The sequence below is a fragment of the Syntrophorhabdaceae bacterium genome, from assembly GCA_035541755.1.
GTDB lineage: Bacteria > Desulfobacterota > Syntrophorhabdia > Syntrophorhabdales > Syntrophorhabdaceae > PNOF01.
Genome location: DATKMQ010000051.1, coordinates 1 through 15,666, shown reverse-complemented (window position 1 = coordinate 15,666; position 15,666 = coordinate 1). Strand labels below are relative to the sequence as shown.

The window sequence follows — 15,666 nt, the reverse complement described above, 5'->3', positions numbered from 1 at the left end:
AAAAGGAGCGAGCATGGAGATTGAACTTCGTTCATCTGCTTTAATCCTGATAGACATTCAAGTGGGGATTGTGGGCATGCTGCCGCACTCAGAGCAGGTCAAGGTCCTTGCCAATCTCGGCAGGGCCATAAGCGCCGCACGGAACGCTCATGTTCCTGTCATGCATGTGACTGTTGGTTATCGTCCCGGATACCCTGAAGTCTCAGCGCGTAATACCCTGGTGAGTAGAACGAAGAATGCTGGAAGGCTTCTGGAAAAAAACCCTGATGCAAAGATCTGCCCCGAAATAGAGGTCAGGTCGGAAGACATCGTTGTGACCAAGAGGAGAACCAGCGCCTTTTTCGGCACTGACCTGGAAATTATCCTGCGTACGGCTGAGATCGATACGCTCATCCTTGCCGGGGTGAGCACGCTCGTAAGCGTGGAATCGACCGTCCGCGATGCCTTCGATCGTGATTTTCGACTCATCGTGTTGGGGGATTGTTGCTCGGATGCGGACGTGGGCGCACATGAAGTCGCACTTATAACAATTCTTCCCCGGGCAAGCACAGTCTGTACCACAGACGAGCTCATAGCGGCCCTGCAAAAAGGGAGCAGGATGTGAGGCGCTCTTGAGTAGCGTCAAATGCTTAAGCTACGGCATGCGCCAGGCCCTTTGTTTTGGCGTGTGCGAGCTTTCCCGAACAACAAAAAACGCCATCTATTTTTCTCACGCGGCGAGAAAGTGTCACCGGATGCGAACGAAAAAATGCAGCCACCATTTGTCCGTGAGAAAATTTTTGCTTTGACATCCTAATTGTTTTTGCGGTACCCTGTAAGTATTGGGAAATACAGAGATTGGAAGAGCGCTTGTCAGGCAATATATGGATCGGGAACGTGACGTTCGTTAGGTTCTCATCGGTGATTGGCCTGACGAGGCCTTATCTCGCGCAGTGTGACGATAATTTTGTGGGGGAGTGAATGGGAAAAGAGAACGTGTCTGAAGACCAGCATGTTAATCTTGGTGTATCCGTAGAGGAGTCGCATAGAGGCCTCAAGAACCTGGATTTTTTTGCCGACCATATGCCTCCTGTAAGAAAGATGCAATATATGCCCGAGAACACAGTGACCATGGACGCCTTGTACCTGAGGACAGCGCTGACCGCGTTACGGTGTCCGGTCTGCAACCAGGAGGCGAGGCGAAACGCAAAAGGGCACGTAATGGAATGGTTCCTCAAGTTCATTGGACGTAAGATAGTGTACTGCACAAGTTGCGATTGGAAAGAGATCATTAAAGAAAATAAGTGGGAGTGGGAGACAATCGCAGCCGCTATCGCTGCATTTACTATTATCTGTTTCGCTTCAATTCACTGGATACTGCGCTAAGTAAACCTGTTCTATCCGATTAGTCCATACATGCCGATATGAATGCGATGCGGCGGTTCCGCTACGGGTTGATCCCGCGCTCCTTATTGCCTGCCCTTCATTATTCTTAACGTGTCGATAGCATGGGGCTCAAGACTCCGCCGGGTCCATGGAGTACTTGAGACGATTGTTGGTGAGCGTCAAGAGACCTTTGACAAACATTTCTTCGATGATCAGGTCGATCTCGGCCGAGTTGGCTTTATCCCGCAGAAGTGAGGCGATATGCTTTTTTAATGTGGTCCTGGTCCGGGGAAGCTTCTGCACGTTGATTTTACGCAGGTTCGCCACGATGGTGCCGGTAAAATTTGACGTGGGAAGCTGTTTGGTACTGTCGGACAGTTCGGCCGGGTTTGCGATCCTCTTTGTCTGGACGCCAATATCGTTGACATATCTGATCAGGGAATCGTATCCGCTATCTTTGGAGAGGATGATAAGCTCGACCTGGTTGTTCCATTGTTCTACGAGTCTCCCCAACTCGAAGGCGAGATGAAAATCGAGGTTGTTCTTGCCATCGCCCGCGATCTTCAGCCACTTCAGACGTTCACCGAAGCCCTGCGCCTTCTCCACGAGCTGAAAAGGTATTTTCGTCTGGGAGCGGCCCACAAAGATCAAAATATCCGTATTCGTGGTGTCTATGTGCTCGAAGTCGAGTTTCTGTATGTTTTCGAAATCAACTAAGATTACCCTCTTCATGAAATCCCCTTTAATCTTTATAATACATGTTTTGCCAGTGATAAACAAGATGGAATTGCACACCGACCCATCTTTTTGACTTATCCGGCCTAATCACCTATATTAAGTGCAACGGTATTTTCTATGGATTTTCTCAAAGCAATAACAGCAAGCGAGGCCTGCCGCATACTCGATACCTTTTCTCTGAGCCCGCGCACGGAGACGGTCCATATCGATAATGCCTATGCCAGGGTACTTGCCCGAGATATTGTTTCGAGCGAATCCATACCTGCCTTTGCACGTTCCCTTGTCGACGGGTACGCTGTGCGATCAAGGGACACACAGGGGGCGACAGAGACGAACCCTCTCTTTCTTATCAGGACAGGGGCCGTGCGGATTGGCGAGCAGGCAGAGGGGAGGATAAGTGGCGGCGATTGTGTTTATGTAAGCACCGGCTCCATGATGCCTTCTGGGTCGAACGCCGTTGTCATGCAGGAATACGCCCGTCAGGTTACGGACGGCGTAGAGATAACGAGAACGGTCTATGAGGGCGAACATGTCTGCCATGAGGGAGAAGACATTAAGGAAGGCGTCATTGTCCTTGAGATGGGCAGGAAGTTAACAGCCTTCGATCTGGGCGTACTCGCGGCGCTCGGTCAATCGAGCATCCCGGTCTATGAGAGGCCCGGCATTGCCCTTATCTCCACGGGTGACGAAATTGTCGCCGTTGATGAGATACCCTCACCGGGGAAGGTCCGGGATATTAACCGCTACACAGTAACGGCCCTTGTGGAAAAGACAGGAGCCCGTTGCGAGTTCCTGGGGCATGTGGCGGATGAGATCGGCGAGATAACGGAAAAGCTCCAATCGGCCGGAGCCTATGATATGATACTTATTTCGGGAGGGAGCTCCAAAGGCGAGAGAGATTTTATAACTGACTCCATTGAAAAGCTTGGTGGTGAGATTCTCTTCCACGGAATCAATATAAAACCGGGGAAGCCGACCATATTCGGAAGGCTTTTGGAAAAGCCCATATTCGGACTCCCGGGACATCCCGCCTCATGTGCCATGGTGGCGGTGCGTTTCGTCGCGCCGCTTGCGACAAGGCTTCAGGGTGAGACCCGGGGCCAAGAAATCACTACGCAGGGCGTACTGGCAACCAACGTGCCTTCGTCCTACGGTATCGAAGAGTATGTGCCGGTGAGATTGGAAAGGGCGGCCGCGGGCGTGAGCGTCGTGCCAATCTTCTCCAAATCGGCCGTGGTTTCCTCGCTGGCTCATGCCGCTGGGTATATCATCGTGCCCCAGGGAACCGAAGGCCTGGAGAAGGGAGAAACCGTTGAGGTTTACTTCTTTTGATAGGCGGATGTGGGGCCGCGAATCAGGGGTTTGATGGCCTCGTCGAGCGGATGCCAATATGAAACGATATTTGAAAACATTGAAGTCAGACGAAGCGGTGAAACAGGTCCTCGAGAATGTGGGGACCATCGATGACGAAGAATATCTTCCGGTCTATACATGCAAGGGAAGGATAACCACGAGGCCGGTCCACGTGAAGGTTTCGAACCCGCCTTTTATGTGCGCGGCCATGGACGGGTATGCGGTCTTATTCGAAAAGACCCGTGGAGCCGATCTCTCAAACCCGGTGAACCTTGACAGAAAAAATGACGCAACCCCCGTGAACACGGGCGACCTTCTGCCGCAGGGAACGAACGCTGTGATCATGGTCGAAGACGCCGAAGAGCATTCCGGTCATATTACTGTGAGAAAGCCCGTTCATCTCTGGCAGAACGTGCGTATGGTGGGTGAAGACCTTATCGAAGGCGATATGCTTTTGCCCTCCAATCACAGAATCACCATTCTTGATATCGGGATGATTATTTCGGCGGATGTAACACATGTCCACGTGAGAAGACGGCCCCGTATCGCCATCATCCCCACGGGCAAAGAACTCATCGACATTTTCAAAGAGTCTCTTGAGCCGAGGGGTGAGCCAAGGCTCATTGATTTCAACTCCTATACCTTAAAACAGCTTGCCGAAGAAACAGGCTATGAGGCCTTCCTGTGGCCCATCGCTTCCAGCAGGGAAGAGCTCCTGAAGTCTGTCACGGACGCCACAGGCGCGCATGATGTGGTGCTCGTTAACGCCGGATCAAGCGCAGGCCGCGAAGACTACACGGAAGAAGTGGTGAGTCAGCTGGGTACGCTTGTGTTCCACGGTGTCTCCATGATGCCGGGTAAGCCTGCCCTGTTCGGCGTGGCCCACGGTAAGCCCATCTTCGGTATCCCCGGTTATCCCGTGTCGGCGGTCGTGACATTCAAAACCTTTCTTGTACCGCTCTACGAACAACTCATGCGCATCAAGACATACACGAAGAGCATCGCCTGTGTTACAGCCTACAAGATGGCCTCCCGCATCGGTATCGAGGAGATTGTTCGGGTGAACCTTATGAGAAATAAGGGTGAATATTTCGCTATCCCTTTGAGCAGGGGAGCAAGCGCCTTTTCGTCTCTGGCCAAAGCCGACGGGATCGTGAGGATACCCGAGCACATAGAAGGATACGAAGAGGGCGAAACGGTAGCCTGCGAGCTTTTGAGAAATGAAGAAGAGATCGCGGAGCGGATTCATATTATCGGGAGTCACGACCTTTCTCTTGACGTGATGCGGGACATTATTAAGACAGACCACCCGGGGATGGACCTCATTTCCACACATACGGGAAGTCTCTCGGGCATCCTGGCGCTTGCGAAGGGGATCACACCGCTCGCCACCACCCATATCCTTGATGAACAGGAAAAGATCTATAACGTGCCCGCCATTAAACGATACCTCCCTCATAAAGCTGTGAGGCTGATTCATGTGGCAAAGAGGACACAAGGACTCTTGATTCAAAAGGGTAATCCCAGGGGTATCGCCGGCATACGGGACCTTGTCAGATCAGACATACGGTTCGTAAATAGACAGGTCGGTTCCGGCACAAGAATTCTCTTTGATTCGCTCTGCTCCAAACAGGGCCTTGAAAAAGAACTGATCAGCGGGTATGATAGAGAAGAATCTTCTCATACCGCAGTAGGGGTCTTGATCAAAGAATCCATAGCGGATGTCGGAATAGGCATTTATTCGGTGGCGAGAGCCTTCTCGCTTGATTTCATTCCCCTGGCTGAAGAGGAGTATGATCTTCTCGTGACTATGGAATTTGCAAGCGACGGAAGGTTTTCCGTATTGATGGACGTCATCGCTTCCAAGGCTTTCAGGCAAAGGGTGGACGCCCTGGGAGGTTACAATACGGGGCAGACGGGAAAGATCAAATATGAGCAAGGATAAAACCACGGTTCAGGGGCCGGGGATTAAGGATTAGAGTAAAAGGCTAGACCCGGGATGATCGCTTTGCTTGGACGATGGACGAGGGAGGAAAAAAGCAAGGCGGGGCGTGTAAAAGGCAAATTGGTATGAGTAATCTAATTGATACCTATGATCGCACGATAAATTACATAAGGATATCGGTGACGGACAGGTGTAACCTGCGCTGCAAATATTGCGTGGACGGGTCCTTCGACTTCATCCCTCACACGGAGATTCTCTCCTATGAAGAGATACTTCGCTTTGTAAGAATCGCTGCACGCCTCGGCGTAAAGAAGGTTCGGTTGACCGGTGGCGAGCCCCTGGCGAGAAAAGGCATCGGTTACCTGCTACGGGAGATAAACAGTGTAGAGGGCATAGAGGACGTGAGCCTCACCACCAACGGCGTGTTTCTCGGTGAAAAGATCGTGGAACTCAGGGAGGCTGGGCTTACGCGTGTCAACATCAGTCTCGATACTATGAAGAAAGACAGGTTCGCCTACATCACCGGCGTCGACGCCTTCGACGAGGTGATCATGAGCATTGAGAAGGCCATCTACGCGGGCCTCGACCCGATCAAGATCAATACGGTCATTATAAAAGGGTTCAACGATGACGAGATACTCAATTTTGTGAAAGCGGCTAAGAAGTGGAACCACCACGTGCGCTTCATCGAGTTCATGCCTTTCGGCGATGCCTCACTGTGGAACAGTACGGAGATTATTACATCTCAGCAGATAGAGGACGTGATAAGGACCGCCTATAATCTTATACCTTCTGTGAGCCGGGACAAGGGACCGGCGCGCATGTTCGATATCGAAGGAGGTTCAGGTAAGGTAGGCTTCATCAGTCCCGTATCTACGCACATCTGTGCTGAATGCAACAGGATCAGGCTCACCTCCAGCGGTATGATACGGCCTTGTCTTTTCTCCGATACGGAGTATAACGTGAAGGCGCTTTTGAGGAGCGGCGAGACCGATGACGAGATTGCTCAATTCGTGAAAGAGGTTGTGCGGGTGAAGCCGGAGAAGAAGCTGGAGATGGGGCTTATCCGAAAATGTCAGCGCAGCTTGCGTAGCATTGGCGGTTGATTTACTCACTAATTGCGCGAAATGATTTCCGCGCCATTAGTGAGTAATCCGCATAAGGCCTCGCTCTTTTCGCGGCTAACTTTGTCAATCAGCGGGCCGTGATTCTTCGACGTACGAAACAGTACGCCTACGAACCCCGGCCTTCGCTTTTCGCGTTATCCATCGAAAATAGCTTCGGCCAGAGAGCGTTGTTGATCCCATACCAAGGTGCATTTGATAACATTTGCCGTTTGCTGTTTTTGGCGGCCGAGCCAGGGGAGGCGAGGGCGACAATCCATGCAATGGTATTGATCGAAGCGCGTGAGCGCAAAGTCCACGTATATTCCTCGACGATTCCGCGATTGCAGGAGAGCGCCGCAATCGCGGAGTGGATGGACAAAGGCGTGGAGTGGAAGAAGCAGATGTGGATGGACTGTGAGCCTTGCTGGCGCGGATGTGTATATGCATACATGGAGCAGCGCGAGGCGAAACAGCCCGCCGCAGATGCGGTTCCCGAACACGCGTTTGTCCATACGCATAACAACCATGCTCCTTCGCCTCGTATTTTGTGAATTCACTTCATACCAGAAAAAGATGATTGTGAACAAATGAGAAATGACAGGGGAACGGGTTGTCCCGTTCCCCTCTGTATAGCTATCTGCTACAGATTGCACTCCTGACTTTTTGTTTTGACCAGGGGCGTTTTAACGCCCCTGGTCAAAACGTGTTAAAGCTTTCTACTTCATTACCCTCACCTTGTCTGTGCCTGAAAAGGGGATATCATAGTTGAACTTGCCTGTTACGCTAAAGGTAGCCGCCGGTCCAGCTGACGTACCGACGAGATCCTGCGTATTGAATTTTGCAATAAGGGTGTCACGTTCGACGGTTCCTCTGACGGCGGGAGCGCCGTTGCACCGCAGAGTACTTATGTCGATATCGCGCGCGCCATACCCCTTCCCGAGCCTGTAGGGTGGCGTAATGGCAACGGTGAACTCTCCGTGGCTCTTGAGATTGATCATGTCAGGCTTTACATCGGCTCTAACCCTGATGGGGTCGGTGGTGACTGGAAGAGTGATGTAAGAGGCCATGGCCATGTTGCGATAGATACTCACAACGGGTACAGGTGACAGGTGCGGCGTGTTGGGTGAGGAGTCACAGACGATAGTGAGTCTTATACGGTTTCCTTTGCTGAACACGTTGGAGAGAGGCAAAAGGTCAAATTTGAGTTCCACAGGAGTGCCCGGGGTGAGCTTTTGCTCGTCGGCCTCAAGCGCACGACGCCAGGGAAGCCCCATGTAGTTGTAAGGCGGGAAGACGATTTTTCTGAGCGATGCCCTGAGAGAGCCGCTTGCAACCACGGTAGCCTTTCCCGCGGCGGTTATTTCTTCAAGAGAAGCCACAAAGTCACCGTCCGTCTGAGTGGATGAAATCCAGAGATGGACCACGGGATGGCCCGTTATCTCCATATCAGCAGTCAAAGGATCGGTGGTGTAGGTAATGCCTTTGGCATCTTGATTTGCCGGGGTGATGCCGTAGAAGACGGTGTAGTCGTCCTGCGCGCTGGTTCCCGTGGGAACGGTTCGGCTCAGCACTCCGTCGTTAACGCCGGGGTTTGTACTTCCCGACGGACCGGCCTGTAAGTAGTATCTGGTACGCTTCTCGTTAGGTAGCGGCCACTTCCAGGCATAGTGCCAGCCTGTGCCTTCCGCACCATCGGTCAGAGTATTGTAGTAGATGGGAGGCTGCCCCATGATACCGTTATTGATACCTTTCAGCCAGTAGTCGAAGAAGCGAAGGTGTTCCGATACGAAGCTGAATGAAGGTGTCGATGATGTGGCTGTCAGTATCAGTTTGCTCGGGTTTCGAAAATTCTCGAAGGCCGAAATGCTGCCCCGCCTCAACCAGTTATTCCAGTATCCCATATTATAGACAGCAACGTGAGAGTGTTTGATCTCTGGCAGGTAAGTGCTTGCACTATTCTCGTAGTAATACTGACTATGAGCCAGAGGAGCGTAGCTGTCGCGGTACGGAGCGGGCCCCACGGAGCTGTAAGGCGGTGCAGTCTGGCCAAGGCTTAAGGCGAGTTGCTGGATGCTGTTGTAATAGGGCAGGTGTTCCTGCACAGCCGCATACAGCATTGATGGATAGCCATAGCTATTAATGACCGTATCTGCGTCCACAGGGGCCGCGGTCAGGTCGGTCGCCGCATTTGAAAGCTCTCCAAAAGGTCCGTTCGCCGGTATGATGGTAAGGAGTTCATCATAGTTGTCGAATGGTGTCTGCGCGGGAAAAATGGCTTTGAGGTGGGGCGGCATGGTGCTGGCGGCCATGACCTGTGTTCCACCCATATAAGAAAGGCCCCACATACCGATATTGCCGTTGCTCCATGGCTGATCCGCCAGCCACTCTATGATATCGTAGGTATCATAGGCTTCTTCCCTGGACCAAGGACCTCGACGTTGCCCGTAGGAGGCGCCTATGCCCCTGGCGTCCGCCACAGCAAAAACATAGCCGTATTTTGTCAAGAAATCCACGTAGGTCTGATTGGTGCCCTGGAGTACAAGTTTGCCGTTCGCATAGTATGACCGGCGATACTGGGTCTGTTGAAAGATAACCGGATAAGGAGTATTTGCAACCGCGCCTTTCAATGTGGGGCGATAGATGTCGAGAGCGATCTTGGTCCCATCCCGTACTGTGACATACTGGGAGGAACGGACCCACCCATCATAGAGTACGTTGGAATAGCCGCTGTATACGCCGGGTTTGGAAACCAGCGGATCAGCCGAACCGAAAGAGATGAAACAGAGTACCAAAAGAAGTGTAGCAACAATGCCAATACCAAAAGTGCGTCTCATTTTCATGCTGATCCTCCTGTGCAAAAAATAGATCTAAGCCGAAATCCACGGCTTAGTACGATGATTCTCTTTACGTGCTATTGCTTACCACCAGAATCGACGTTCTACTTCATATCTATACTGTATGTATCCGGGTTGCGTGCATTCCCGTCCAGATGGTATTTACCGTCTTACTTGCACAAATTCCCCCTCTTTTCACTGCCGTAGGGGTCTGACCGGGGGTGATTCTCCGGTGAGCGATCAACTGAGCAGCCTCCTCGCCAGTTGAAAGAAGAGGAGAGGGCTTTCGGCCCTCTCCCTTGGTGATTATTAGAAACCCTTTGACTGGACTGTCCAGTCTTGTAGTGTGCTGAGCCCATCAGGCCCGATCACCCAATCGAGTGCCTGTTGATTTTTGTTGAGGATACCATCCAGCCAATCGACCACGGTCTGCACGGCTTGGAGCTGGAGACTGGTGGGAGCAGTACCTAAGTAGCCGCCGTGGGCGGTATTCGCGTGATACGCAAGAACAGTGGGAACAGTAGAGATGAGGTTGTAGTTTGCAATAGCATTGGGGTAAGCAATATCAGAAGTCGTACCAACTCCCGGGGGACTACCTGGGAGGAAAATTATGGGACCGTATAGATTCGGGAGCAAATCTCGGGAGTGGGCAAGGGGGCCGGACATACTAGGGGTCTGCCCTGGCAAGAGGTCAGGATAGAAGCCGCTCGACACGATGACGGACGTTTTCACTCGCCGGTCGGTCACAGCTGTATACTCCGCATCCACACCTCCGCATGAAAATCCTGAAGTGGCGATCTTCTTGACATCGACCTGATTAAAGTACCACGGTCCACCACGCCAGGGAGGTGAAGTCGCCCAATCTATTGCCGATTCCATCCTGGCGGCCACGGCGATTCCATTCCCGCCAACATGAACATCCGGTTTACCGAAGGCCACAACCACGAATCCGTGCGCGGCTATCTGTTCCAGAAAGTAGAAAGCACCATCGTTGGTCTCGGTGCAGGCGCCGTTGCTCCAGATTAGGATCGGCAGCTTCTCCCGCGTGCTCCATATCAATGCTTGATCGTCCGGACGATAGACTGTCCAGCCGGGCAGGCCTGGCGCCGCCTCGCGGACGACGTCATAATACTTGTCCATAGCCAGCTCCGGTGCTTTTACCCACTCCGCAGCATAAGAGGTAGTGGTAAGCATGCAAACTGCCAGGATCATCAAAAAAAAGTAAATCTTGCGGAAAGAAAAGTTCATGGTAATTCCTCCTTGATGTTTTTCACTTGTAAAACACAAAACATCTTGTGTACCCTCGTTTCATTCACAGCGAAATTGTCTCTTTTGTACCTCCTTAAGTTTATTCGATCCTTTTGAGATCTGATGCGCGTGACCATATCGACTTTTGCTCCTGCAAGTCTTTTCCGGAGGCAATCCCCCCAACCGAATGCCCCCGGAAAAGACCAAATATCAACAGGTCTAATACTTAAATGTACCTTTGAAGTCTATCCCCCATCCCTCGGCAATAGCGTTGAAGGGGCCTTTTGGATTGGATGAAACGACTACGGATATGTGTCCCGATTTGCCCTCACCCATGAAGTGCTCTGTATCACCCTTGAAACACTCTGCATCACGCAGGAAATAGCCTCTCCAATCCCCATCCCAGGCTCTTTCCGTTTTCCATTTCAGCCATTTGCCGGCGTAGCTAAGATAGATGCCTTCCGGGGAAGCATAGAGGTCCGCAGGACCGCTGTATTGATCCTGCCGGGTGTGCATTGTGACTGTGCCCTGAAAGACGTTGAGTTTGTCTATAATCGGCAGGCTCACGTACGACGCATGTTTCTTGTCATGGTAAATGGTTACGGTTGAGTCGGGCGTGAGATAATTCAATGCCTGCTTGCTCGCTGCCATGACTACCACTCTCATCCTGTGACCCGCCGGGAAGATATACGAGGTGGGAAGAATGTCGAAGACAAGTTCCGTGGGAGCGTTCGGAGTGAGCGGGACCATGTCTTGCTGATACTCGCGGTGCCAGGGGAGTCCCAGGTTATCGAATGGGGCTTTAGCAAGGCTGCGATGTGAGGCCCGAAGCCTCCCCTGTGTCGCCACGACCTTGACGACTTTACCGTTGGCATCGATATCTTCCAGATCCGCGAAGAAATCCTGGTCTGTTGCGGTTGACGCGGCCCAGAGATGCACGATCGGCGAACCGGTCACTTGCAGGTCTTTGGAGAGAACATCCGTAGTATAGGTCAAAGACCATTGATCATAACTGCAGTTGCCCATCATTGCCGTGCATACAGGGTTGTAATTCTGCTTGTAGCTGTCCTGGCCGCCGTTCTTGGCCGTCGGAGCAACGGTGCTGAGCCCTCCGTCCAGCACTGAAACGGGATTGCTTCCTGAAGGTCCTGAGGCCAGGTAGTACTTCACATACTTCTCTTCGCCGAGCGGGAACTGCGGCGAGAATCTCCACTCTGTTCCCGTAGGGGCGTTGACTGTATAGTAGTACACAGGGGGTTCGCTCATTATTTCGTCGTCGATGCCCTTGAGCCAGTAGTCAAACCAGCGCAGGAATTCTTGGTTCAGGACGATGCCGGGGGTTGTCCCGCCGAAATGACCAAATGGCGCCAGAAACATCTTTCCATGTTTCTTCAAGTTGTTGTAGCCGATGAGCGTATCCCGCCCGAACAGATCATACCATCCGCCTACCTGATAGAAGGCAATGCCTGCCTCTTTTTCGGCCTTGAAGTACGGGTAATTGGCCGCATTGATCCAGTATTCTCCCAGTTTGCCTACGTCACTATCATAGCTGTCGCGGTATGGCATTCTGGCGATAAAGTTCAAATAGAGATATGACGTGGGTAGATAAGGGGCCACGTGCTGCGCAATCGCTGCCTCGAGCATGTCCGTGATACCGTTGTTGTTCGCATCAACCGTATCTTCGTCCACAGGGACCGTAATGGAATCATCCTGAGTTTCGCCTCCGCCGGCTGTTGTCCTGTGCATGCCTCCCCGGTACGTGGCATCATATTTGGCGTAATCGGTCCACTCGGGGATGACGGTTTTCAGGTATTTCGGCGTATTGCTTGCCGTTTCAACCTGCGTATTCCCCGTGTAGGAGGCTCCCCACATGCCGACGTTTCCGTCAGACCATGGCTGTGAGCCTATCCACTGGACGAGATCATGGCCGTCCATAGCTTCAGTCCGGTCACACATTTCCATGCGAGTGCCGTAAGAGGCGCCCTTGCCCCGCGTGTCGGCGTATACCATGACATAACCGTATTTTGTGAAGGTTGTGTCGGGATAATGTATGGTTTTGTTGGTGAGGGAAGTGTATGTGGCACGGCGGTATCCCGTGAACTGAAAGATGACGGGCAGGGGAGCCTGTTCCATCACACCGGCCTTGGTCGGCCTGTAGATATCGACCGCGAGCTTTGTGCCGTCTCGGACGGGCACATACACGGAGATCCTCTTCCAACCATCATAATCCGGAGTGTTATACCTGCTGTATACTCCCGGCTGGGTCAGCACGACCGGACCAGCTAAACTCAATGATATGAAACAAAATGTTAAAACAAGAGTTGTGATAATACCGATACCAATTGCACGTCTAAACTTCATCTGATCCTCCTTTCTTGATGAAAACGCCTGCTGTTTCTTCGTAAGATCCAATAAGCTGACACGAATAACACTTGCCCTGTCCACCTCCTTTGTCTCCACAACCCTTGAGAGGCATGTATGCCACTTAAGGGTTGTGGTTCCGCTTTTTGTACCATTGTGAAAACTGTGTTCCACGCGGTTTATATCCTTATAGATTTGTTCCGGCACTTCCAGCCGGTCTTTGACGTGGGAAGCGACGGTACGTGTATTTAATGTTTCCGACCGTGTACTCGCGCGGCGTGCTCCACCGCCTCTGCGGAAGGCCAGGTTGCATCCGACCCCAGGATCGCCGAAAGTTGTCGCGCCGCCTCCGCGATTTTTCCGCCATAGGAAGCCTCGATAGATTCTGGAAAAATGCCAATAACGAAGAGGACACCGAGCGGGTAAGCTGTAGGGCCGAGTACGGGTGACGCGAGAACCCTCACCAAAGGATTTCCTTTCCCGGGGGCTTTTGCATAGCCTATTCGCCTGCACTCATCAAGTTCCCGGGTAAGCTTTTGACGATCGAGGTCAGATGGATATTCTCCGTGAAAGAAGAGGGTACTCCCTCCAAGAAGCTCCTTCTGTTCCCTCTCCGGAAGAAACGCTACTATGGCCTTACCGGGGGCGGAATAGGTGAGGGGTACGGCATATCCGAGACGAAGGGTAACCCCCACGTCGTGGTCAGGGTCGTGCTTTCCAACGATTACAATCTGATCTGCCGCGATCATTCCAAACAGTGCCGTGCTGTGCGTTTCTCCCGCGAGACCCTCGAGAAAGGGCTTTGCGACTTCTTTGACGTGGACCCCTTCCAACGCCTTCTGGCCGATCCAGATTAGGCTCAAGCCCAGGGAGTATAGTTTGGTGCTTTGATCTCGATTGACATAACCCGACTTTTGCAGTGTATTGAGGAGAGCATAGCCTTTGCTTGCGTGGATACCCACATACTTGCAGATACTTGTCAGATTTGCCTTTAGTCCGGATGACGAAGAAAGATACTGAAGGATTCTCGTGGCCTGCTCAACGGCGGGTACGAATTGCGAATAGCTCTTTTTCTGCTTTTTCTTGGAGGACTTCACCGGTGATTCTCCATCTTTCTGCAGGCAGAAACTATTTCTGTATCATAAGATTCGCAGTTTAAGTCCGAGGCATGTCTGATGTCAAGTATAACATTGTAATAGTTAGATATAGACCAGTATAGGACTGGATTTCAGGCCACGCTTTGACGCAAACGATCATGTTGCGGCGGACATTTACGTCTGCGCCAGCTTAGCCCCTTTTTCGGCGAAAAGTTCCTTGAGCACGGAACGATGGCAATGCGATTCGTTTTCGCAGTAACAGCCCACCGAGAAATTTGTCTGGTGGGACAGAGCTGCGAGTAGCTCGATGGTTCGAGCATTCTCGGGGAGGGTCATCTCGGCGCGGTACTTTTTGGTGAATGCCGCCCATTCGGCGGGTGTCTCAGCCTGCTGCCCGAGTTTCATAGTTTCCACGCTTGGCGCCAGGTTAGGGAGCCAGACGTCATACCAGTTCTCTGACGCGAACTCGCTTTTCGGCACACCCCTCGGTGGGCGGCGGACCGTTCCGATGCGGGTGCCTTCATCTTTGGCTCTTACTGTGCCAAGCTGGACAATTCTTATAGCCATGAATCACCCCTTATCACGCCCGACCTGCCGGTGAGCCCGAGTCGTCTCACGACTGTGGACTGCATCCGGGGGTTGGGCCGGATTTTGCGTTATCCAACTTTCCCGTCAACGATCACATGCTCAACAGTAAAGAAGGCCGATGACAGGGCAGAATCTACGAACCTCGCCTCATCTTCCAGAAATATGGCCCTAAGCTTCTGACCTTCCGGAGAGTTAATGGCGGCAAGAAAATCTTCCTCTGATTCCCACCATATTTCACCCACCCCGTCGTATGCCTCGGACAAGCCTCTGATCTTCCTCACGTTCTCGTTAAGCGGGGAGTCGATTGTGTGACTCTGCACATAACGGATGGCCCTGTATGTGTCAGCGAATTCTTTGAACAAGGGGGCGTGATGGTTGAGCCAGTAGTCCTGGAACTCGGCCCGAGTCATATCGGATCGACGCCTCGCACAAAAGATGAATTTTACCATGTTACTGTCTCCTTCCTGCGGCGAGATGGACCTATGAGCGGATTCCGAACAAGGTGGTCTAGGTGACTCTTTCTCCGGTCCGTCCGCAGGCGCACGATCGGTGATTGCACCCACGAGCCTATTTTCCATCAACGCAGGTCAAACTTCAAGGCAAAAGCTTTGTGCTCGCCTCAAACGGACTCTGACAACCGAAGCGCAGAAGGCTGTCTTTTGCATTAGCTGTCGAGAAACAGAGGCTTGATGTGGCGCTCGAAGAGATTTTGGGTTACGTTGGGAGCGATAGTTGCCTCACTTGCGCGCACAAGACCGAGATACCTCTCACCTTTCTCCGCAGCGATCTTGTAACCCACATGGAGGAGTTGCCTCAAGCTCGGATTGAATTCCCTGCATTGTGGATCGTGGCGGACGGCAGCGGCATATTGTGCGGAACTCCATCGGGCGAGCTCACCAGGGGCGGGAAGTTTTCCCGAATCAATGTCAATGACCGATGCATAGGGCGCCGAGAGTTCTTCTCTGCGCGTATACGCCTCGGCGTAAATATCCTTGGCTAAGGCCAACCCTTCACCACCTGCCAGAGCGAGA

Annotated in this window: 13 protein-coding genes; 5 read left to right on the top strand and 8 right to left on the bottom strand. The window is 52.2% G+C overall.

Going from position 1 to position 15,666, the window contains the following annotated elements; genetic code table 11:
- The first annotated feature begins 13 nt into the window (after window positions 1-13).
- Together VMT62_04335 and VMT62_04330 are read left to right on the top strand one after the other, a co-directional pair.
- Window positions 14-604 (top strand): isochorismatase family cysteine hydrolase, encoded by a 591-nt coding sequence (locus VMT62_04335; GenBank protein HVN95636.1) that lies wholly within the window; start codon window positions 14-16, stop codon window positions 602-604.
- A gap of 356 nt (window positions 605-960) precedes the next feature.
- On the top strand, window positions 961-1,365 hold the full coding sequence (locus VMT62_04330; GenBank protein ID HVN95635.1) for a hypothetical protein: 405 nt from the start codon (window positions 961-963) through the stop codon (window positions 1,363-1,365).
- 129 nt (window positions 1,366-1,494) lie between these two features.
- On the opposite strand, the gene VMT62_04325 is transcribed toward VMT62_04330, so the two are convergent.
- Entirely contained in the window at window positions 1,495-2,097 is a 603-nt protein-coding gene (locus VMT62_04325) for a PIN domain-containing protein (GenBank protein ID HVN95634.1), read from the bottom strand.
- Between the two features lie 123 nt (window positions 2,098-2,220).
- On the opposite strand from VMT62_04325, the gene glp reads away from it, so the two are divergent.
- From glp to moaA, 3 genes are all read left to right on the top strand, one after another.
- Window positions 2,221-3,435: a gephyrin-like molybdotransferase Glp gene (gene glp, locus VMT62_04320; protein ID HVN95633.1), complete on the top strand. Its 1,215-nt coding sequence runs from the start codon at window positions 2,221-2,223 to the stop codon at window positions 3,433-3,435.
- Between the two features lie 58 nt (window positions 3,436-3,493).
- Window positions 3,494-5,401: a molybdopterin biosynthesis protein gene (locus VMT62_04315; protein ID HVN95632.1), complete on the top strand. Its 1,908-nt coding sequence runs from the start codon at window positions 3,494-3,496 to the stop codon at window positions 5,399-5,401.
- Between the two features lie 125 nt (window positions 5,402-5,526).
- A complete protein-coding gene (moaA, locus tag VMT62_04310) occupies window positions 5,527-6,507 on the top strand; it encodes a GTP 3',8-cyclase MoaA (GenBank protein ID HVN95631.1) in 981 nt (326 codons plus the stop codon).
- 716 nt (window positions 6,508-7,223) lie between these two features.
- Here moaA and VMT62_04305 read toward each other — a convergent pair.
- The 7 genes from VMT62_04305 to VMT62_04275 form a co-directional block, all read right to left on the bottom strand.
- The gene (locus VMT62_04305; GenBank protein HVN95630.1) at window positions 7,224-9,347 is read right to left on the bottom strand and encodes a CocE/NonD family hydrolase; all 2,124 of its coding nucleotides are present in this window, start codon (window positions 9,345-9,347) and stop codon (window positions 7,224-7,226) included.
- 303 nt (window positions 9,348-9,650) lie between these two features.
- Window positions 9,651-10,589 carry a hypothetical protein gene (locus VMT62_04300; protein HVN95629.1) on the bottom strand — a complete coding sequence of 313 codons (939 nt, stop codon included), beginning with the start codon at window positions 10,587-10,589 and terminating at the stop codon, window positions 9,651-9,653.
- Window positions 10,590-10,808: 219 nt separating this feature from the next.
- Window positions 10,809-12,950 carry a CocE/NonD family hydrolase gene (locus tag VMT62_04295; GenBank protein ID HVN95628.1) on the bottom strand — a complete coding sequence of 714 codons (2,142 nt, stop codon included), beginning with the start codon at window positions 12,948-12,950 and terminating at the stop codon, window positions 10,809-10,811.
- A gap of 248 nt (window positions 12,951-13,198) precedes the next feature.
- A complete protein-coding gene (locus VMT62_04290) occupies window positions 13,199-14,047 on the bottom strand; it encodes an IclR family transcriptional regulator (GenBank protein HVN95627.1) in 849 nt (282 codons plus the stop codon).
- A gap of 174 nt (window positions 14,048-14,221) precedes the next feature.
- Window positions 14,222-14,614: a DUF488 family protein gene (locus VMT62_04285; protein HVN95626.1), complete on the bottom strand. Its 393-nt coding sequence runs from the start codon at window positions 14,612-14,614 to the stop codon at window positions 14,222-14,224.
- Between the two features lie 89 nt (window positions 14,615-14,703).
- Entirely contained in the window at window positions 14,704-15,084 is a 381-nt protein-coding gene (locus VMT62_04280; protein HVN95625.1) for an EthD domain-containing protein, read from the bottom strand.
- A 215-nt stretch (window positions 15,085-15,299) separates the two neighbouring features.
- Window positions 15,300-15,666: hypothetical protein (locus tag VMT62_04275; protein ID HVN95624.1), on the bottom strand; the 367-nt coding region annotated here is incomplete at its 5' end.